We start from the raw sequence: 21143 nt of genomic DNA, 5'->3' as shown, positions 1-21143 counted from the left end.
TAATATTAAAATTATCACATTTTACCGTTATTTTCAAGATTCTTCTCATTCCAAATCTTTTGTAATCTCTTTCCTGAGCTACTTAATTCGCCATTTTGATCAACTGCATTACTGATCTCAAATGAAAATCGATTCCATAATTCTTGAAAATCATTTTCATTTTCAAAATAAGCAACTTGACTATTTTTACTATAACTTGATAAACGTGGACTTAATAAACTGTAAATTCCACTGAAATCACTTTTCAAAAATTCAATATCATCATTACTGATAATCAAAGAATATTCTTTATTCATTAGGTTCTCTCCTCTCTTACTAATATAATATGTAAAATTGCAAAATAAAAAAACTATAAATAATAAAATTTAACACTATTTATAGTTCTATGAAAATATGATGAAGAACATAAAATCTCTATCCATTATTCTCTATAGTGCCAAATAGTACATGGCTCGTACTCTTACGTAAATTATATATAATCTACATAAATGTGTCCATTAATACATCTATAATAGCAAAGATAATGTTTTTCATAATTATTAAGAAATACATGAAAATATAATTTACTCAAAATAAAAAAAGATAGTTAGATACTATCTTTTCATTTACCCCATGTAACTAAAAAAATTATTTCTTTATAAGACCAATAATTGCACTTGCTACAAGAACTAAGATTACGGCACCGATTATAGCAGGAAATACTGCAATTCCTGCTACTGTCCATCCCCATGAACCAAGTAATGATTCTCCTAAGTAAGATCCTAAAAGACCTGCGACAATATTGATGATCCAGTTCATTGAACCACCACGTTTTGTAATCCAGCCAGCGATAATACCGATGACTGCACCTACGATCATAACCCAAATTAAATGTAACATAGTTATTCCTCCTTTTATGGGGCAATAGTAAGTTTATCAAATTAAATATAAGGTTTTTAACGATTATTTTAAAAAAAGTTTTAAAAAGTATTATGATTTCATTCTGATTAAGCACCTTGAAATTATCAAATGATAAAATAAAAGTTATTTTTCATTATAATAAATGCAAAACAAGAAGAATCCTTGGCGAAAAACATTGAAATTAATAGTTAAATTATTCATATTCAGTAATTTTTTGCAAAATAAAAAGTAGTATCGGTTGATACTACTTCATAACAGCTTAATAACACTTAGATCCCCTATGTTAAAAAAACTCTTACTACAAAAATTTATTCTTTTTAATTAATACATATGATGAATATGTGTATGGTGAGATTCATATTTTATTTTTTCAATTAATTGATCGATATTTCTTTGAATTAAATTAGTTGAAATAATCTCTAAATCATTATCTTCAAAATAATTTGATGCGAATTGCTCTGCATCATACTTTGAATTAAATTTCTTTACATGTGTGTTATCTGATCTATAACTATTTGCACTCTCAATCTCGTAATAAGTTTTCCAACAAATATGGATATCATTATGATTTAAATGACTCCACTCCGCACAAACCTTATTATTTTTATTATTTACAATAATATACATTTTCATCACCCTTTAAGGAAAAGTTAATCACTTAACCTTTACTTAAACTTTAACAAAAATATTTTCGTTTGTAAAATATTCATTTTCCAAACATAGTGCCCAATATATTATAAAAAAAGCAATAAACACATTGTTTATTGCTCTAATTTTAAAATTACAAGTTCTTATCCATATCAAAAGTAAAAATGAATTGAACAAATGTAAATTAGATAGAGCCCCCAATAAGCTTTCTTATATCCACACATCATGGAAGTGATTGAATTGCTTCTATTGCTAATTAAATAATTCCTAACCATAGCGTGTTTCATTCTGGAGAGAATACTTCTTTTACTTCACAATCCATATCTATAATATAATCTAGAGAGCTACTTACTTTTAATTCATGTGGTCTATAGTCTTCGTTCACAATTTTCATCAAACATAATCATTGGCTCTTTTAAATCTATCACACACAGTACGTCCCCAAGTGCTTCACTCCAATAATCCGCCTGCATTTTTAATTTCTTCAATTGCTTCGCAAAATTTCATTTTGAATTCTTCCTTTCTACCTGATTCTCAATACTTATAAATTTTCTTTCTGTATAATTGAATTATCTCCTTATGAAAAATTTTATATGAATAACTTCAAAAATATTGCTGTTATTTTTATGAAAATAAAGAAATCCAATCAAACTATGATTAATACTCCTGTTTTTTTCAAAAATAACGAAACTATTAATTCTTTAATGGGGAAAAAAAGATTACGATTTAATGATCAATAAATTAATCCAATATGTTTTATTAGAAGAAGTAATATTAGGAAACAATAAAGTGCATCCAAAATTATTTGTATTTCTTCAGCAGTTAAATAAATCGTTTTATCAAATGATATTCGCTTCTTATTCATATTTATACAATAGAAAGGACGGTTTATATATGAATCCATTATCAATTTTAAAACAAAAAACTGATGATTTAGGCATTAAGGTCGGTTAGTTGTCATTAGATGAGAATACTCTACCCTGCATTTCAGCTACATATGATAAAATTGTAATAAATACTAATTGGTATAATCCAAATGAGCTTGCTTTTTAACTTGCCTATGAAATTACACATATTTAAAATCATGATGATTGTTATCATGCATCATATTCATCACAAGAACGAATGGAACGTGAAGCAAATTTAGAAGCAATTAAATTATTATCGATATTCAAAGATATGGGATATAAAGGTAATTCTGTTACATTCATGCAAGTATTAATGTTCCAGGATATTTATTTGATAATGTTATTAAAAGTATGAAAAATAGTTAATTCACTACGTCCAATCACTGTGACAGTAAAAGCTGAAAAAAGGAAGTTTATCATGAAAAAATTGAAACAAAGGAATTTTTCGTATCAGATTAAAAATTATATAAATAGTAAAAAAAAACTAAATGCTACAGAAAAATTTTTAATATTCTTAGTCCTATTTTACTTTTTTTAATTTTACTCTTTTTGTCTAAAACCAATGCTAACGATTTTGTCTATGTTTTTATTTTTGGAGTATGGGGTATAATATACTTTTTTTTAGCTATTTTAGCTTTAGTTTTTGCAAATAAACATCGAAAACTTGTAAATTTTTCTTATTTTGGGGTTTTAAGTTTGTTATACTTTTTAGTTTTAATAGCTGATTTAAACAATTATTTTGATATATTTTGTTTTTCGTTAATATCCCTTATATCTTTTAATTTATTGTATTTTATAAATCTTTTTTTTAATAAAAATGATTTAAAAATAATTCTTTTTATGTTTGTACTATCTTTTCAATTTGGTTTATTTATAATAAACAAAGATATTATATTTTTGTTATCAATTTTATCTTGTATATATGCTATAGCTAGTATTCTTTTAAATAAAAAATACTATGATCTTTTAAAAATAAATATCAATTTTAAGGATAATGATATAAAACTTTACAAATTTAATCTTGCTATTGCTAACATCAGTATTATTGTCATGAAATTAATAAACAGTAATTGGAAGTTTAAACCATTTAAGAAGTTTATAGATTATATTTATTTTAGCGATATGGAATTATTCAAAAAAGATACAATGGAAAATCTTCCTTTTACTAAATTAATATTTGAATTTTTTAGTATAATTCAAAAAGGGCTACTATTATCGTTAGAATTATCTCTTTTCTTTTTTTTAATTTATATTTTAATCAAAATTACTGGAATAATATTAATGAGAATAATTAATAAACAAAATAATTCTAACAATGATATAAATGGAACAAAAAATTAATGAAATAAGTGTTAAAGGAGTGATTTTGTGGATTTAAATAATGAATTTGTCTTAAGTGATGATATGATGGAGCACTTATAAATCTGTCCTTCCAAAAATGTTAAATGCATTGGTAAGGTGATTTTAAAATAAAAAACAGTCAATATTCATCGACTACTTAATTTTAAAAGTTCTGTTTTAGCTTTATTTGATAATTTAAATACATTAATATATTCACCATCTGATAAATCTATTAATGCTTCACCTTTTATCAGATGTGTAATATCTTTCAAAGTTAATTCTATTGGATCATATATCATCGATGCATTCCCAATAGAATAAACATCATCGTCTAATTTATCTACCATATGCAAATAGCTATGTGGTATTACATTGTAATTGTTAGGAGTGGTCATTATATCACCTAAATTAAAAGAAAAAGAATTACGAAAAAATAAAAGAAAAGAATTCCAAGATCGATTATTGTGGGCACTTAACGATTTAAAAAGTGATGCCGAGAGATATGATAATGGAGAATTTTCAGCGATTAATCGTTCAAGCGTAACTCTTAGAACCTTATTTTACACATCTAGTTGTATTTTAAATCAATTAGGAATTGCAAGAAAGATTGAACTACCTTCTTTCACTCCTGAATTTACAAAACACGATTGTATAAATTATGGAGCACTAGTATTCACACGTCTTCCTAAATATTCTAAGACTAATAAATACTTCGATACTATGTTATTTAACCCTAATGTGAATTATCATAAGATGAAATTTAATCACTGGCTCAAACAACCACTCCTTAGATATTCTTTTATTGATTTATCAAGAGAAAATCTCATACGTTTTATGGCTAATGAAGACGGCGGAGCACATGTCGATTCTAAAATCAATAAGTTTTATAAGAACTTAAGAGATGGAGATTCTTCATTTAAAATTATTAATAGCGACATCAAAGATGATGAGGTATTTAAAAACATGATTGGTGGATTTAACAATCATAAAGATGTTTTTCCGACATATATTAATTGGGGATTAACAAGACAAATAGTTCATGAAACTTTGCTTGCTTTTAACGAAAAATTTGATTTGGGGTATAATCCCAATTTAAACAAAAATATTAATAAAAGACTTAATAAAATTATCTTTAACTTCAATGTTTCCGATCCGAATTTACATGAAGAAACTTAAGTTAATTATTACTTTATGTTTAGCTCTCTTTTGAGGGTTATTATTTATCACATTAATCGAACATACAACCATCAATATTAACAATGGGAGAATGATGGTGATTTCATAAAAGATTATTATAAGAGGGCTAGTAATATGCCCTTTTTCTGTTATAACATAAAAAGTTTTAATAAATGTGGATGTTTGAAAAAATAGAAAATATACGTTTAGAGAAAGTTATATTGATCCATTAACTGAAAAAATAGAAGAACGATTAAAAAAGTCTGTATAATGAGAAAACGTTTTGGAGAAGTAATTTCTGAATGACTATTGAATATAAATAACAGGTTAAAGACTCTACTTGCTGTACATCCTTTTCTTACATTCGAACCATCCAATGTCAGATATCATATGGATACCCTACTCATTAAAATTTCATCACCATTAATAACTGAAATGATTGAAAATTTACTTTATAAAGATAAACGCTCAAATATGTATTGTCAGATAATTTTAGGGAAGTTACGTGCATTTTTTAGAAGAAAATGAATTAAATGCAATCTTAGATTATACATGGTTATGCCTCCCTTTTTGAATAGTTATATCAAACTAGAATGCAATTAGTGAAGCACTTGCAATGATAATATAGAAGTACAAAAATATTTATATTGTTCATATTACTGGCACATTAGATTAAATCTTCATGTGGAAAATATGAATAAGACTGCTTATAAAACTCTTGCTAGAATACGTGATATCGAATTATCTCACTATGCAATAGCCATTATCTACACATATTTTCCGCCATACTCATATTTCTAAATTAACGGAATTAGGTGTACCAATAGCTGTCATGAGAATTCGTCTGTTACTAAAAATATATCTTCATGTCACAAAAAAAGCTCATCAACAATTAGTTGATAAGCTTGATGAATTATAAAAGTTTGGCACACTTACATAATTTATACTTAATATCAAGAATACAAAAATAACGGTAAACGCTAATATATCAACGTTTACCGTTTTAAATTACAAGTTCTTATCCATATCAAAAGTAAATTTAGAAAGTTCGATTCCCTTCATAATTAACTTATTCATATGTTCTTTTGTCATTTTCTTGATCTTAGCAACCATTTCATAGTTCTTTTGTGTTAAGAATTCAGTCAATTCTTCACCACTTAATTTGGCTGCTTCTTGATCGAATTGCCATAACATACGACGTTCAACACGACGGCATTCTTTCAAGTAATCGCGATTATCTTGTACAAATTTACTATAATGACTTTCAACCAACATAGACATGTGACGGTACATCCAGTATGCTGAATCTGAATCTACATCCATTTCCATTGGAGTTTCTGAGAAACTTGGATCAGTGTCATTAGCATTTGTATAGAATGGAATATATGGTGAAAATTCTGGGAAACCAATACATAGCCACATAACAGCTTGTAATTCTTCTGGAACATCATTCCGCAATTGAAGAACATGTGAGTTTTGTGTCCGGTTCAAGCCAATTGGACGATAACGATACATATCTTCTTCAGTTGAGTCTTTGCTATATGGATCATATGGTGTTTCATTATAATGTGAACCTAAATATTGTTCAATATCATCAGGTGTAAATTTGTGACTTGTTCGCATAATAAATGGCAAATCACCTGATTCAGGATCTTCTTCAACTTCTGGGTTAAATAGATGATGTCCATACCATACACGTGGTGTGTTATAATGGCGGTCTTTTTCATCGTATGTGCCGAAGATGTGACGGAAGTTCCATCCTTCTTTATCAGGGTTCAAATGATGTTCTTCAACGAATTCTTGAATACCATCTGCCCATTGGAAGTTTTCAGTATCATCAAAATCAACTTGTTCAATCGCAACTTCATTAGCAACTACTGCATATGCATCATCTGGGATACGTTGTGCTAACCAAAGGTGTCCAGTAACAATTTCCATGTACCAAGCTTCATTTTTATCTGCAAATAATACAGAATTACCAGCTGGTGAACCATATTTAGAAATAATTTTCCCTAAAAATTGTACTGCTTGACGTGCAGAATCAATAAATGGAAGTGTTACGTTAACAATACAATCTTCATCCAAACCATCTTTAACAAGTGGATCAAATGCTAATGCACGTTCATTTCCATATGTAGATTCTGTGGCTGACATTGCTACATTCTTTTCATTAATACCACTTTCTTCGTAGTATCCATTATTTTTGTAATCAACATTTGGTACAGCATTGTAACGATAACCATTTTCTGGTAATTCCATTTCAAAGCCGTTTAACCATGACTTAATTTTTTTACCCTTTTCTCCTTGCCATGCTGGGTGCATGTAAAAACGTTGAGGTGTTAATGGTAAAAATGTATCGTCATTTCGAGCGATCATTACTGAACCATCAGCACTTGCATCTTTACCTACAAGCATTGATGTACAAGCACGTTCGATTTGTTCCATAATAAATGCCCCATTTCTATATAAAGTTAAATTATTTTTAATAAGTTAAACTAATTTTAGCAAACTTACACGATTCCTTCAAACAATAAAACTAAGCGCAATAATTAGTTTTAAGGACAAATAAAAAAACTGTAGCATTAACTACAGTTTTTTTATTAGCTGAGTAATGACTTAACAGTCTCATTGACTAATTTACCATCAGCCTTACCCTTAAGTTTAGGCATTACTGCTCCCATTACTTTACCAAAATCAGCTTTGGATGTTGCGCCGACTTCGTTAATTGTTTCTTGAACAATGTCCTTTACTTCATCTTCGCTTAATTGCTTTGGTAAGTAACTTTCAACAACTTCGATTTCTTTTTTAATTTTTTCAACTGAATCTTCACGACCAGCTTTTTCAAATTCTTCAAGTGAATCTTTGCGTTGTTTTAACTCACGGGATAGAACGGAAATCTCTTCTTCTGGAGATAAGTCATGACCAGCGTTAATTTTTTCGTTTGCTAATGCTGCTTTAAGCATTCGAATAGTACCTAATTTATCTTTATCCTTTGCTTTCATTGCAGCAATCATGTCTTTTTGTAATGAATCCACTAAACTCATCACAATTGCCTCCTTAGAACCAAGTTCATTAGAAACGGCGCTTGTTCTTACGTTTACGAGCAGCTTCTGATTTCTTCTTACGTTTTACACTTGGCTTTTCGTAGAATTCACGTTTGCGATATTCTTGCAAAGTACCTGTTTTTGAAACGGAACGTTTGAAGCGACGAAGAGCGTCATCAAGAGATTCGTTTTTACGAACGACTGTTTTTGACATGTTGTTTCCCTCCCTCCGAGCTTTAAAGTAACCGTCTTAATCCGTACCTAAGCACTTCATCTTAACAGTTCATTTTAATTATACAATATAATCAATTATTTCATCAAGATAAATTTAACAATTTGCAAATAAATATTCCCTAAATAAAGTTGTATTTTATAGCTTTATTAAAGATTTTTTCTCAACAGAATACAAATACCGTTGGTTAACTTTCTTACCTGTAATGCTCTCTAATGCAAGTGCATATAAATTAATTTGTCCTTTGTAATCTGATTTTATTTTATCTAGTGATGAGTGATCTGTTTTGTAATCAAATAAATATACTTCACCAGTTTCTTGATCTTCAAAATATCCATCAATAATCCCGTGAACCAAAATCTTTTTATCGGTTTCAACTGCATTATTTACTAAGATTTGAGCTGGTAATAACAGTGAGAATGGCACTTCTCGTTTTACATTTACATGATTTTCACATATTTTCTTTCCTAGACTAGTTTCATAGAAAGAAATAACTCCATCTAAATCAATCTTTTGAGCAACTTCAGTTGTAATACATCCCTCTTGTACTAAAGAAAGTAATAACTCTTGAATCGATTGCTTTGTAATCGGCTTATCTAGTTCTACTTTTTCAAACAACAAGTGAGTTGCGGTCCCAATTTTGGCATAAGATACTTCTGAAACAGTCGTCAAAAAATCTGGTTTATTAAATGAGAATGCACTTGGTTTCTTGTCTTTAGAAATCAATTCCATTTTATCTGCATCGAATTCTGACATTAAATCATTATCGGGATCATTAAATAAACGCCGAATGTCAGTAACAGCTTGATAAGCAGATTCTCTTGTTAAAGATTGTTTTTTATATTTAAAATCTAAAATTGCCTTAGCTTCTGTATTTAAAGTTTGGCTAATCTTTTGTGGAATGATTGTTGCATCTTCATCAACATCTGACTGTTCATTTTCACGTTCAAAAGCAACTGCTTCGTTTTCCCAAAGTTCAACTGTGTAGTTTAACTCACTATTTTTGATTTTTTCAGGAATATCAGTTTTCTTAAAGTACTTGCTTGTTTTATCAAATGCTAATCGAATATTTCGTTTTATTATTTCCTGATCTTTCAAACTAAATACAGATGTTTGATCTAAAATGGACTCTTGTCTTCCTAGTGCTTGACCGATCCAGTCCATAAAGTTATTAACATCAATTCGTTGATTTTCTTTAATTACCAATTCATCATTAGCTTTTTTAGTTCCCCATACATTAGCCCACTTATTAATATCTTGGTATGTCCCTACTAAATAAATCTGTTGTTCTGCACGAGTAAGTGCAACATATAATTTACGCATTTCTTCAGCTAATGATTTACGTTTAATTTGATCCTTAATTGCTAAATTAATTGGCGTTGTTTCTTGAACATCAACAGCTTCATCTTCTCTAATTGAAAAATTAGAATCCCGTTCTACTGTATTTTTAGAAGATTCAACAATATTAATTCCAATTCCTAACTGAGCATCAAGAACGTATTTTTTATTCAAATCTTGTAAGTTAAATTTAGTACTTAGATTTGTTACAAAGACAACTGGAAATTCCAATCCTTTACTTTTATGAATTGTCATAAATTTAACAGTATCCTCATTTTCTTGAGGTTTCATTTCTGGCAAATCGTTCTTTTGTTTATCCATCCGTTCAATGAATCTGATGAATTGGAAAAGCCCTTTAAAACTTGTTTCTTCATAGGTTGTTGCCCGTTCATAAAGTGCATGTAAATTGGCTTGTCGTTGAGATCCACCTGGCATTCCGCCAACAAAATCTAAAAATCCAGTTGTAGTATAAATATTCCAAATTAAAATAGCTAATTCACTTCGTTTTGATTGCACACGGAATGTAGTTAAATCATCAGTAAATTGACAGACTTTTTCATAAAGCTTATCAATCTTATCTGCATCATATTTTTTTAGTGAATCATGATTTTCATATTTTCCTCTAAAGCTTGTTAAAGCACTATAAAAGTCGCCATTAGAATGGTTAATTCTGATATAAGCCAATTCATTTTCATCAAAACCATACATTGGTGAGCGCAAAACTGCTACTAATGGAATATCTTGATGTGGATTATCAATTACTTTAAGATATGAAATCATAATTTGAATTTCAGTAGTCTTGAAATAATTATCAGTCTCATCAATTTCAACTGGAATACCTAAACGCTTAAATTCATCATTTACTAATAAACTATCTTGGTGAGATGAAGATAAAATAGCAATATCTGAATAACGTAGTTTACGCTTATGACCTTCGCTACGATCAAATATTTCAGTTCCATCAGCGATTAATTGCTTGATTTTATTTGCAATCATTACCAGTTGTCCTTGAGTCTTATCTTCTAATCTAAATAAAGGTTCATCATTATTTTGATTATCTGGTTTTTCAGAATCTTTCAAATAAATCATGACATCTGCAGATAAATCTTCAAAGCCCACTTTATATGTTGGGTTTTCTGCTTTTAAGAATGCCGCATCATCATAGTCTATTTCACCAAGACTTCTATTCATAATTTGCATAAAAATCAAGTTAGTTAATTCTGCAACGTTTTTAACTGAACGGAAATTTTCTTGAAGGACGATTAATTCACCGCTGGTTAAATCAGTTGATTCTTCACTTCGTTTAAAGTTTCGATATTTTTTCATAAACAATCCTGGATCAGCTTGTCTAAAGCGATAAATAGACTGTTTAACATCCCCTACCATGAAAACATTGTGGTTTGCAATGGCTTGGATTATGGCTTCTTGAACACCATTAGTATCTTGGTATTCATCAAGCATTATTTCAGTATAATGTAACTTTAATTCTTTACGAATCTTCTGTGAAACTTCACTATCGCCTTGCAAAATTTTAAGAGTGAAATATTCTAAATCGCTAAATTCTAACGCATGACGTTTCAATTTTGTTTCTAAATACTCATTTCTGAAATCTAAAACTAAGTTAATTAAAACTTGTACTACACCCTTAGCACGTTTCAAAACATCCTTTAGTTGCCTATTAGAATATATGAAATATGTGTTTTGTAACTTAACCAATATTTTTTTTGCATCTGCGTAATTTGCCTTGATTTCATCATAGCGATCAATAACGTCATCATCATCTGGAAAATCACGGTTCTTTGAGAAGGTCTTCAATTTTTTACTGAACAGTAACCCAATTTGTTCGCGCAAATCGTCCCAATCAATAGTATCGTTTTCTAAGCTATCCATTATATTTTGTAACTTAGAAATGTCATCTTCGACAATCTCTTTATTAGTAATTATCTTAACATTAAGTTTTCCTAATTCTTTTTCTTTAAGTGAATAAAAATCTTGCATAAGAGGAACTTGTTCATTTTGAAAATCATCCCAATATGTTTGATATTTTTCTAAGGTAGTTTGCAATGCATTTAAAACATTCTTTTTGATAACATTTTTAAAAATTTTAGTATCGGTAAATGTATCTTCGTCAAAATCATAATTATCAACTGCATCCATTAACCATTTTTCAGGATTTTCATTAGCACTTGCGAAATTATTCATTTGATAAACAACTTCAGTTAAATCATCATCTCTTCGATCAGTAGTGAATAGATTTAATAAGTCGTCATACTCTTGCAAGAGTAATTTCTGCTCTTCTGTTGGTGATTCTATTCCAGCTAAATTTTCATATTTTTGATAAAAATTCTCACGAACTTTCTCCCAAACATCTTCTTTTAAAACATCACTTTCAATTGAATCTGCAAGGACACGAAAATTAGGGTCTAAATTAATTGCATAATAATATTTTTTCAAGAATTTTAAACAGAAAGAGTCTATTGTACTAATATCGGCCACATTTATAGCAGTTAGTTGTTTTTGTAAATGAGTAATCTTTTGTGGGTTTTTGTTTACTGAATTCATTTGTTTAACTAATTCATCTTGTAAAACCTTTGTTAATCGATCTTTCATTTCCTTAGCTGCTGCATTGGTAAAGGTCATAATTAGCATTCGTGAAATTTTTGCATTTTCATTTAAAATTTCTTCTTTGATACGTTCGACCAATACTTTAGTTTTCCCAGAACCAGCAGAGGCGGAAACTAAAATATTATGTCCACGATTTTCAACTGCTTTTAATTGGTTCTCAGTTGCATAATCTTTAAAATCTGCCATCTTTAATCTTTACCCTTCTTTCTCTTGGTATCTAATCCTTCAACTTCATCCTTAATTTGCTTCCAACGATCACTTTCAGACTCAATTTGTTCCCATATATCGCCAATATTAGAATTCAAGTCATTAAATTCATTTCCGATAAAAGTATCAAATGTCATAATTGGCAAGTAGTCTGAATAGTCTAATCCAGTTGCATTACCTAATCTATAAGGTGCTAAATCAATTATTCCGCTAAAAATTGCATCTGTAGCTTGGCTAATTTTTAGTAAATCCATATTTAGTAACTTATTAAATTGTCCATCATTATAAACACGGTTCTTTGTTGTTCGCTTATTCAAACCGCCTTTACTTAGTTTAATTTTATAATTATCTAAATTGATTATTTTTTCATCGTTCTGATATGAGGTTCCTAGTGCTTTAATGTAACTTAGATCTGAAACATCAGCACAAAATAGACCATCATATACAAAGTTCTTATCTGAAATACTTTGAGCTTCAACCATATTCTGAGCATTATAATCAGCAAATTTTAATTGTGGTGTACCCAAATGGAAATATACTGCACTACCTAGCTTGATCTGATCCTTTTGTGCATCTTTTAGTGCTGCAGTTAATGCCCGGTCATTTTGTAACATTTGCAACATTGATTTTTGGTTGTCTCGTAAAATTGCCAAATATGTTAATAGTTGCAAAGAAATCCCGTTGAGTGATTTTACTAAGAACTGATCTAATTTTGTTTTAATTTGGCCAGATTTATAATCTGCAACATTGTAGTAAAGATTATTGTTCTGATCCTCTACTAAATCTATTCGATCCAATCTACCTTGTAAGAGCAATCTATCCTTTGGATTTGTTAACGAAATAAATTTCTTTCCTTTCAAGACTGCATCTGATCCAAACCCAAAAGTAGCTTCAGATTTAAGGGAAAAGATTTTCTTCTTATGATGTTGACGATAAATTGCACGTGAAACTTTTTTAGCTGATCTTCTTAGTTTATTTTGTAAGTATCGATTACGAGCAGTTTGTTGGAAAACATTAAATTCTGACAATTGATCAACTCGCATAATTACCTTACTCAAAATCTGATCAAAATCGCTTGAACTAAGGTTTGATAAAGTCATGCCTTCACTTTGCAATTCATCAATTAAAACAGCCATTATATTGTGGAAGTAGTCCCCAACATTTGCACTTGTTGGTTCATAAAGTGCACGTGGTTTTAGTTTCAATCCATATTTCAAGAAATATTCATATGGGTTTTTATAGAATGTTTCTAATCTTGAGATTGAGCCCATAATTTGATTACCATATAACTCATTGACTAAATCAGTGTCTAAAGTTTTATGGTTATTTTCGTCAGCTTCTTGTTCTGGCAAAATCTCATTTTGATAATTCAAACTCTTAAATATTTGTAGCAAACGATTACCTTGATGTTGCTTAATATAATTAAAAATTGCTACCCATTCTTGAGATAATTCTTTTTGATCATGTTTCAATTGACGACATAAGTTCAATAATTCACTACTTGTTGTAGCAAATGTCCCCACATAATCAATGATTTCCGGACCCATATTTGGTGCTGTAAGCATTACTTTTTGAATTGGAAGATTTAAAGCATCCTTGATTTCAGAAACATATGGAGAAATTTGTAAATCTGTACCATCTGTATCATTAACAGGATATGTGAAAAATAGTTTTTCACTGCCACTCATAAAGGCTAAGTAATTAGTAAATGGTTCAGCTGCCATTCGTAACTCACATGTTTCAGGAAGATACTTATCAGTGCTTATTTTGGCAATATCCATAATAGTATTTAAAACATTGCGGTCATCTTCCGTTAATAACTCTGCAGTATCAATTCGCATTGGCATAACATCAGCAGTAGCACCGATAATAAAGCAAACCTTTCGATTTTGCATTTGAAGTACATTCGATTTAGAGAAAATAACTTGGTCTAATGTTGATGGAACACGTTTATAGTTTGCACTTTCAAAACCACTTTGGAAGATATTAACAAACATTTCTGCATCAAATTTTTCGTTACCTAATGCAAAAACATATTCATCTAATAATTGACAGAATTGATTCCAAACTTGTTGAGCTCTTGTAGTATCAATAGCTTCACCATGTAATGTTGTAGCCATAGCATCATGATTTTCTTCTTGAATTGCAATCGCTGCTTGTTGCCATTTACTCAATGTTTCTGCAACATGTGCTTTTTCCATGAAATCAAATAGAAGTTGGGCAAAGTCCAAGCCCGTTTCGACTTTCTTTAAGCCCACACGAAAATCTTCAAATAAGTTAACTACTTGTTTTCTTAATTCATTCGCATTTCTATTGATTACAAGTGCCCGTTCTCTTTCAAGTAATTCTTCCTGAGTTTCATTTTCTTTAAGTCCGAGTTCTTTAACAATCCACTCTTTTTTCCAGTCAGATAAAGTATGAATTCCATGTTCGAGAATATAGTTTTCAACAACATCCAATGTGTTTCTGAATGTAGCTGTTTGACGTAAATAAAGTTCACTAGCTTCAGGATCAAAACTCCATTTACTATTTGGATGATGTTCAATCCACGCTGCTTCCTTAGCTTTAAGCCGATCTAAAGTTCTTCCAGTAATAAATAATTCAGGAACAAACAATTCAGTCTTTAGGAATCTCATTATGGATTGATAGTTAAATCCATGACGTTGAACATCAAAAATTCCTAAAACAAATTCTACTAAAGGGTGAGTACTCATTTTTTGAGTTAAATCAGTAAATAAAGGAATTCTAAATTGATTGAAAATTGGCTCAATTAAATTTTGATATTTTTCAGTTTGAGGAGTCAAAATCAAAAAGTCGCTGTATTCATATGGATGTTCAGTATTTTGACTTTCAGCCATCATTCGCCGAATTTTGGCAGCAACCCATTTTATTTCACTGATTCGATCAATAGTTTGTGTTATTGTAATATCTTCTTTTTCATCTGGAGCAAGTTCATACTCTGCATTAGTTGTTAGTTCATGTGCATTAATCCAATAGTTTTCAAGTTGTTGTAAGTTACTATTAACTCTTGCCTCTTTTGCCCATACAACTTGAATCTTTTGTCCCTTAGCTAACTTTCTTAAACGATGGTATAGCTTACTTGTACGATAAAATAATGCATTAGTTTGTGGAATTTGGACTGAAGCTTGGTCAGTTAAAGGTAAACTAATCATAACTTCTTTAGCCTTTTGCATTAATATCGTAATAATTTTTAATTCAGTAGCATTAAATTGATCAAAACCATCAATTAAGAAATAGTAATTACTCAAATCATGTTGTGCAAGATATTCTTCTAGCAGCTCTAAAAGTTTGGCTGAATCTAAATATGTTTCCAATAAAGATTGTTCACCATCAATTTTAAATGATAAGAATTTTTCGTAAATCAATGTTAGATCTGCTAATTTATCAGCTAAATTATCTTGATGTTTACGTTGAGCACCTTTTTGTAGTTTTTTCAAATCGTCAACTTCCAACCCACTCAAACGTAATTCTAGTAATTGTTTAGCTAATTTTTCAGCAAATCCAGGTTGATTTTGTTCATCACTAAAGATAACTAGATCATCTTTGTTTAATTGATTCAATAAATGTGTAATCAACATTGATAATCCAGTTTTACTTAAGTTTTGTTTGTTTAATACTGAAGTGTTTCGTAAAAAATACCATGCTAGTCGTGTAAATGAAAAAATTTGTACACTTGTGCTTGCAAATACTTTATTTTGATCATCTTCATCTTGAATTTTAGATAATACATCAATTTCTGATTCAAATTTAATATGTTCTGGAACTAAATAAAAAAAATTCCCATTTGGATTTTGATTTCTCCATTGCTTTAACTGAGAAATCATTTCCGTTTCATGGTTCATTGAGGCTCTTCCTAATACAAATTGAACTCCCATGAATATACCTCTTTCCGTAGTAATCAATACCAAAATTATAACACACTGCCTCACGATTTATGCTTTGATTCTAATCGATTTAATATTATAATAATAGTTAGTAAAGCGTTTTCTAAAATTAAGGAGGAAAACACATGAATAAAAATATCAAACTCTATGTAATGTCTGATTCGATTGGTGCAACAGCTATGTCTTTAGCTCAAGCTGTAACAGTCCAATTTCCAGATACTAAGTTTCAAGTTAAACGTTTTCCGTTTATCACTACAACCTCAATCTTAAAGGGAATTTTAGCAAGTGCTAAACGAGAAGATGCATTTATTATTCATACTTTTATTACTGAAGAATTAACTAATTATATTAATGATTATTGTCAAAAAAATTCAATTCGTCATTATGATGGTATTAGTAGTCTATTAAATGAACTTCAGGAAAAAACACATGAAGAACCCCTTCGCAAACCTGGAATTAATCATGAAACTGATAAAGATTACTTCAAACGAATTGAAGCCACTGAATTTGCTGTTACATATGATGATGGAAAAGATCCATCCGGTTTTCTAAAAGCTGATATTGTTTTATTGGGAGTTTCACGAACATCTAAAACCCCACTATCACTATATTTAGCTAACTTAGGATATAAAGTTGCTAATTTGCCATTAGTTCCTCATGTTAAAATTCCAAAAGAGATTTTTGAAATCGATAAAAACAAAATTTTTGGTTTAACTAATGACCCAGAAATTTTAAATAACATTCGTAAAGAACGGATGATTGCATATGGATTAAAACCAAATACTCATTATTCAAATATTGACAACATTGAAGATGAATTAAAAGCCGCAAATGAATTGTATAAAAAGATTGGCTGTCTAGTAATTAATGTTGCTCACAAGTCTATTGAAGAAACTGCAACATTGATTTTAGAAAGTTTGCCAGAAAACAAATAAAAAAACACGCATAATGCGTGTTTTTTTATATAATATGTTGAAATAAATATAGTAATGGTAAACTCACTAATACTTCTAAAATTATTATCACTGTAAATACTTTTTGAATTTTAATCCAGTATGTTTTATCTTTTTTTAGTTTAATAAATCCCCAAATCAGATATGCCAATAATACTAATGTAAACCATCCAAAAATTGAAAAATTCAAACAACATAGGATAATTTGAATTAAAATTCCAATAATAAATCCAATCTTAGCATTTTTAATTTTATTGTTTTCCATCTGCTTCATCATCTGTTTTCAATACTGCCATGAAAGCTTGTTGTGGTACTTCTACTTTACCAATTGCTTTCATTCGTTTCTTACCACGTTTTTGTTTGTCTAACAATTTAGCACGTCGGTCTGGATCCCCTGTATGAATTCGAGCAGTAACATCTTTACGATATGCTTTAATAGTTGCTCTTGCAATAATCTTAGCACCAATTGCAGCTTGAATTGGAACTTCAAAGTTTTGTCGTGGAATAATTTTCTTTAGTTTTTCGACAATTACACGAGCACGTTTGTCAGCAAATTCTCGGTGAGAAATAAAGCTTAAAGCATCAATCTTATCACCGTTAAGTAAAATATCGATTTTAACTAAATCACTTGGTTGTTCACTATCCATTTCATAGTCAAGTGATGCATATCCACGTGTATTTGATTTTAATTTATCAAAGAAGTCGAAAATAATTTCAGACAATGGCATTTTATAAATTACGTTTACACGTGTATCATCTAAATAATCCATTGTTACAAATTGTCCACGTTTATGTTGGCAAAGTTCCATAACTGCTCCAACATAATCGTTTGGTACCATAATTTCTGCATGAACAAATGGCTCATAAACTTGCTTGATACTTGAAGTTTCTGGCATTTCAGAAGGGTTAGTTACTTTCTTTCGTGTGCCATCTGTTAATTCTACATCATAAGTTACAGATGGTGCTGTTGTAATCAAGTCCATATTAAATTCACGTTCTAATCGTTCTTGAACAACATCCATATGTAATAATCCTAAAAAGCCACAACGGAATCCAAAACCTAAAGCTTGTGAAGTTTCAGGTTCAAATTCTAAGGCAGCATCATTCAGTTTAAGTTTTTCCAATGCTTCACGTAAATCATCATATTTAGCGTTATCAGTTGGATACAATCCTGAATATACCATTGGGTTCATTTCACGGTATCCTGCTAAAGGTTTATCAGTTGGATTATCTGCATTTGTAACTGTATCACCAACACGAGTATCTTGAATATCTTTAATTGAAGCTGTTAAATAACCTACATCCCCAGCAATTAAGCAATCTCTTTTTAATGGTTTAGGTGAGTTAACCCCTACTTCAGTAACTTCATATTCAGCGCCACTGTTCATTAAACGAATCTTATCGCCAGGTTTAACAATTCCTTCAACAACTCGAATACTTAATACAACTCCACGATAATCATCATAAACAGAATCAAAAATCAAAGCTTTCAATGGCTTTTGAATGTCGCCATCTGGTGCAGGAATATCATGTACAATTTTCTCTAAAACATCATCTACTCCTAATCCGGTCTTAGCAGAAGTAAATGCTGCATCAGATGCATCCAATCCAATCACATCTTCAATTTCTTCTTGAACTTTTTCAGGTTGTGCAGATGGTAAATCAATCTTATTGATTACTGGCACAATTTCCAAATCATCATCCAATGCTAAATAAACATTAGCTAAAGTTTGGGCTTCAACTCCTTGTGCAGCATCAACAACTAAAATAGCACCTTCACAAGCTGCTAAAGAACGTGATACTTCATATGAAAAATCAACGTGTCCTGGAGTATCAATTAAATGGAAAATATATGTTTCTCCATCTTTAGCTTTATAATGCAATTCAACTGCATTTAGTTTGATTGTAATTCCACGTTCACGTTCCAAATCCATTGAATCCAATAGTTGGTCTTGCATTTCACGTTTAGAAACTGTATCTGTCATTTCTAAAATTCGATCAGCTAAAGTTGATTTTCCGTGATCAATGTGAGCAACAATTGAAAAATTACGGATATGACGTTGACGTTCTTTCATTTCTCCTATATCCAAAGTGCTTACCTACTTTCGTACATGGTATTTAGTATTATTATATCAAGAATTGAATGCAATTAAAATTCCAGATTAGACTAAGTTTATTAAAAAAAGATTGCTAATTTATAGCAATCTTTTTTATTTTACGCTTTTAATTTTTTTAATGGTTTATATGAACGATATAAGATAGCAATAATGTATACAGAAATTAATCGATCAAGGAAGTCTGTTAATACTTGTACGATAAAGATTGCCCAGAATTTGCTCAATCCCATTCCAAATAGTAATTGTACAATGATTGAAGAACCAGAAGATGTGATTCCACCAAAGACAAAGTAAGTAATGATTGTTGAAAGAATTGTACCTGGCAATGAGATTAATAAGGCAACAATCCAAACTTTACTAAAGCTATCTGGACTAATTTTACGATATAAGAAACCTGCTAAGCATCCTAAAACTAATGCAACTGGTGTGTAGTATAGAGAAGTTAAGTCAGTTGTTAATCCCATAATCAAGTTAGTGATACCACCAGCTAACATTCCCCAAACTGGACCAAAAAGTGCAGCTCCTAAAATTGTACCGATTGAATCTAAGTAGATTGGTAATCGTAACATTAAAGCTAAGTTACTTCCGACAATATTTAATACGATACAAATTGCTAAAATTGCTATTTTCTTAATTGAAATCTTTTTTGAATTATTCATTAATCTTCCTCCATCATAATCATTGGCAAAATTTGATCTAATAATTCTAAGTCTAATTCAGCTACTCGGTTTAAGAATAGTTTCATAAACTTAAATGAATCAACTTGCGTTAAAACTTCTGCATTGGCAGTATGATGGTAGAAGTCTTTTTCATCAACAATTGATTGACCATTACCAATTCCATTATCAGTGTTAATTTGAACATAACTCTTAAAGCCGCTGCAGATAGTTGGATCCAATAAGATTGCAATCGTTAATGGATCATTAATAACACATCCAATAACTTTTTCTTGTTTCCAATGGAAATCAAAGTAAAAGCGTGTTATCTTTCTGATAATATCAGCAACTTCACTATTCTCTTGTTGAACCAATTCAATTATATTTGGAGTTAAAACAATCTTTCGAGTTACGTCTAATCCCACCATTGTGATTAAAACTGGTGAATGCTTGTAAACATAAGCTGCAGCATCAGGATCACACCAATAATTATATTCAGCAACTGGTGAACAATTACCAAATGATTTGAATGCTCCACCCATTGAGATTAATTCATGGCAGTTTTCCCATGCTTGAATGTTCTTTTGCATTGCAACAGCAATGTTTGTCATAGGACCAATTGCGATTATTGTGACATCTGAATCAGTCATTAATGTGTCGTTAATAAAATCACTTGCATTTTGACGACAAATTCCATTAGTTACATCTGGAATACCACTCTCGCCTAAGCCATCATCGCCATGAGTGTCTTGGGCACTGATGTATTCTTTTTTCAAAGGCTTTTCAGCACCAGCATACACAGGAATGTCTAATCGATTAGTGATTTTCAAAATTTTCAAAGCGTTTTTTACGCCCTGCTCTACCGGAACATTACCAGCAACAATTGTAATTCCAATTACATCAAGTTCTGGTGATTTTAAAGCGAACCATAACGCTAAAAAATCATCTATTCCAGGATCACAATCAATGATAACCTTTTTCTTTTTATTCATAATTTCCAACCTCCTTTAGAGATACTTGGTTTTTTATTCTGGGAAGTTCTCGAACCAGTCCAATATATAATTGATTTGTATAAATAAAATAGTAAATTGTC

17 protein-coding genes, 1 pseudogene and 1 riboswitch are annotated in these 21143 nt (G+C 30.1%); of the genes and pseudogenes, 5 read left to right on the top strand and 13 right to left on the bottom strand.

The features are described from left to right. Positions 1 to 14 precede the first annotated feature (14 nt). From QPK35_RS02715 to QPK35_RS02705, 3 genes are all read right to left on the bottom strand, one after another. Positions 15 to 296 (bottom strand): hypothetical protein, encoded by a 282-nt coding sequence (locus QPK35_RS02715; RefSeq protein WP_290033937.1) that lies wholly within the window; start codon positions 294 to 296, stop codon positions 15 to 17. Positions 297 to 627: 331 nt separating this feature from the next. Beyond that, entirely contained in the window at positions 628 to 879 is a 252-nt protein-coding gene (locus QPK35_RS02710; protein WP_290033936.1) for a GlsB/YeaQ/YmgE family stress response membrane protein, read from the bottom strand. A 342-nt stretch (positions 880 to 1221) separates the two neighbouring features. After that, entirely contained in the window at positions 1222 to 1527 is a 306-nt protein-coding gene (locus QPK35_RS02705) for a hypothetical protein (RefSeq protein WP_290033935.1), read from the bottom strand. Positions 1528 to 2277: 750 nt separating this feature from the next. On the opposite strand from QPK35_RS02705, the gene QPK35_RS02700 reads away from it, so the two are divergent. Further along, positions 2278 to 2502, top strand: a complete 225-nt coding sequence (locus QPK35_RS02700) for a hypothetical protein (protein WP_290033934.1) — start codon at positions 2278 to 2280, stop codon at positions 2500 to 2502. Between the two features lie 503 nt (positions 2503 to 3005). Beyond that, complete coding sequence (locus QPK35_RS02695; RefSeq protein WP_290033933.1) at positions 3006 to 3797, top strand: hypothetical protein; 792 nt, start codon at positions 3006 to 3008, stop codon at positions 3795 to 3797. Between the two features lie 146 nt (positions 3798 to 3943). On the opposite strand, the gene QPK35_RS02690 is transcribed toward QPK35_RS02695, so the two are convergent. Beyond that, a complete protein-coding gene (locus QPK35_RS02690; protein WP_290033932.1) occupies positions 3944 to 4192 on the bottom strand; it encodes a hypothetical protein in 249 nt (82 codons plus the stop codon). On the opposite strand from QPK35_RS02690, the gene QPK35_RS02685 reads away from it, so the two are divergent. Beyond that, positions 4176 to 4973, top strand: a complete 798-nt coding sequence (locus tag QPK35_RS02685) for a hypothetical protein (protein WP_290033931.1) — start codon at positions 4176 to 4178, stop codon at positions 4971 to 4973. The two genes, QPK35_RS02690 and QPK35_RS02685, sit on opposite strands and share 17 nt — an antisense overlap. A gap of 760 nt (positions 4974 to 5733) precedes the next feature. Next, a pseudogene (locus QPK35_RS08060) lies at positions 5734 to 5892 on the top strand (tyrosine-type recombinase/integrase); the annotation flags it as partial. Positions 5893 to 5981: 89 nt separating this feature from the next. On the opposite strand, the gene QPK35_RS02680 reads toward QPK35_RS08060, so the two are convergent. The 5 genes from QPK35_RS02680 to QPK35_RS02660 form a co-directional block, all read right to left on the bottom strand. Next, positions 5982 to 7418, bottom strand: coding sequence for a C69 family dipeptidase (locus tag QPK35_RS02680; protein ID WP_290033930.1), 1437 nt, complete (start codon positions 7416 to 7418; stop codon positions 5982 to 5984). A gap of 155 nt (positions 7419 to 7573) precedes the next feature. Next, on the bottom strand, positions 7574 to 8017 hold the full coding sequence (locus tag QPK35_RS02675) for a GatB/YqeY domain-containing protein (RefSeq protein WP_290033929.1): 444 nt from the start codon (positions 8015 to 8017) through the stop codon (positions 7574 to 7576). A 28-nt stretch (positions 8018 to 8045) separates the two neighbouring features. Continuing rightward, entirely contained in the window at positions 8046 to 8231 is a 186-nt protein-coding gene (gene rpsU, locus QPK35_RS02670) for a 30S ribosomal protein S21 (protein ID WP_003694124.1), read from the bottom strand. Between the two features lie 156 nt (positions 8232 to 8387). Further along, the gene (addA, locus tag QPK35_RS02665; protein WP_290033928.1) at positions 8388 to 12398 is read right to left on the bottom strand and encodes a helicase-exonuclease AddAB subunit AddA; all 4011 of its coding nucleotides are present in this window, start codon (positions 12396 to 12398) and stop codon (positions 8388 to 8390) included. Positions 12399 to 12400: 2 nt separating this feature from the next. Then, on the bottom strand, positions 12401 to 16315 hold the full coding sequence (locus QPK35_RS02660) for a PD-(D/E)XK nuclease family protein (protein WP_290033927.1): 3915 nt from the start codon (positions 16313 to 16315) through the stop codon (positions 12401 to 12403). 134 nt (positions 16316 to 16449) lie between these two features. Between QPK35_RS02660 and QPK35_RS02655 the strand changes: the two genes are divergently transcribed. After that, positions 16450 to 17259 carry a pyruvate, water dikinase regulatory protein gene (locus QPK35_RS02655; protein ID WP_290033926.1) on the top strand — a complete coding sequence of 270 codons (810 nt, stop codon included), beginning with the start codon at positions 16450 to 16452 and terminating at the stop codon, positions 17257 to 17259. A 25-nt stretch (positions 17260 to 17284) separates the two neighbouring features. Here QPK35_RS02655 and QPK35_RS02650 read toward each other — a convergent pair whose 3' ends face one another. The 4 genes from QPK35_RS02650 to QPK35_RS02635 all read right to left on the bottom strand — a co-directional run bounded on the left by QPK35_RS02650 (position 17285) and on the right by QPK35_RS02635 (position 21042). Then, entirely contained in the window at positions 17285 to 17542 is a 258-nt protein-coding gene (locus QPK35_RS02650) for a hypothetical protein (RefSeq protein WP_290033925.1), read from the bottom strand. Further along, positions 17529 to 19367, bottom strand: a complete 1839-nt coding sequence (gene lepA, locus QPK35_RS02645; protein ID WP_290033924.1) for a translation elongation factor 4 — start codon at positions 19365 to 19367, stop codon at positions 17529 to 17531. Before lepA ends, QPK35_RS02650 begins: the two co-directional genes overlap by 14 nt. Positions 19368 to 19492: 125 nt before the next feature. Next, entirely contained in the window at positions 19493 to 20053 is a 561-nt protein-coding gene (locus tag QPK35_RS02640) for an ECF transporter S component (RefSeq protein ID WP_290033923.1), read from the bottom strand. Beyond that, positions 20053 to 21042: a nucleoside hydrolase gene (locus QPK35_RS02635; RefSeq protein ID WP_290033922.1), complete on the bottom strand. Its 990-nt coding sequence runs from the start codon at positions 21040 to 21042 to the stop codon at positions 20053 to 20055. Before QPK35_RS02635 ends, QPK35_RS02640 begins: the two co-directional genes overlap by 1 nt. 19 nt (positions 21043 to 21061) lie before the next feature. Then, positions 21062 to 21106, bottom strand: a riboswitch (PreQ1 riboswitch). Between the last annotated feature and the right edge of the window lie 37 nt (positions 21107 to 21143).

The organism is Ligilactobacillus cholophilus (assembly GCF_030389495.1).
GTDB lineage: Bacteria > Bacillota > Bacilli > Lactobacillales > Lactobacillaceae > Ligilactobacillus > Ligilactobacillus cholophilus.
This window is presented reverse-complemented; position numbering and strand designations above follow the sequence as displayed.

Bases quoted from the DNA above. Each gene is read 5' to 3' on its own strand.
- QPK35_RS02705 (WP_290033935.1), bottom strand. From the start codon at position 1,527: ATGTATATTATTGTAAATAATAAAAATAATAAGGTTTGTGCGGAGTGG.
- rpsU (WP_003694124.1), bottom strand. From the start codon at position 8,231: ATGTCAAAAACAGTCGTTCGTAAAAACGAATCTCTTGATGACGCTCTT.
- QPK35_RS02675 (WP_290033929.1), bottom strand. From the start codon at position 8,017: ATGAGTTTAGTGGATTCATTACAAAAAGACATGATTGCTGCAATGAAA.
- QPK35_RS02700 (WP_290033934.1), top strand. From the start codon at position 2,278: ATGATCAATAAATTAATCCAATATGTTTTATTAGAAGAAGTAATATTA.
- QPK35_RS02640 (WP_290033923.1), bottom strand. From the start codon at position 20,053: ATGAATAATTCAAAAAAGATTTCAATTAAGAAAATAGCAATTTTAGCA.
- QPK35_RS02710 (WP_290033936.1), bottom strand. From the start codon at position 879: ATGTTACATTTAATTTGGGTTATGATCGTAGGTGCAGTCATCGGTATT.
- addA (WP_290033928.1), bottom strand. From the start codon at position 12,398: ATGGCAGATTTTAAAGATTATGCAACTGAGAACCAATTAAAAGCAGTT.
- QPK35_RS02715 (WP_290033937.1), bottom strand. From the start codon at position 296: ATGAATAAAGAATATTCTTTGATTATCAGTAATGATGATATTGAATTT.
- QPK35_RS02635 (WP_290033922.1), bottom strand. From the start codon at position 21,042: ATGAATAAAAAGAAAAAGGTTATCATTGATTGTGATCCTGGAATAGAT.
- QPK35_RS02690 (WP_290033932.1), bottom strand. From the start codon at position 4,192: ATGACCACTCCTAACAATTACAATGTAATACCACATAGCTATTTGCAT.
- QPK35_RS02650 (WP_290033925.1), bottom strand. From the start codon at position 17,542: ATGGAAAACAATAAAATTAAAAATGCTAAGATTGGATTTATTATTGGA.
- QPK35_RS02655 (WP_290033926.1), top strand. From the start codon at position 16,450: ATGAATAAAAATATCAAACTCTATGTAATGTCTGATTCGATTGGTGCA.
- QPK35_RS02680 (WP_290033930.1), bottom strand. From the start codon at position 7,418: ATGGAACAAATCGAACGTGCTTGTACATCAATGCTTGTAGGTAAAGAT.
- QPK35_RS02660 (WP_290033927.1), bottom strand. From the start codon at position 16,315: ATGGGAGTTCAATTTGTATTAGGAAGAGCCTCAATGAACCATGAAACG.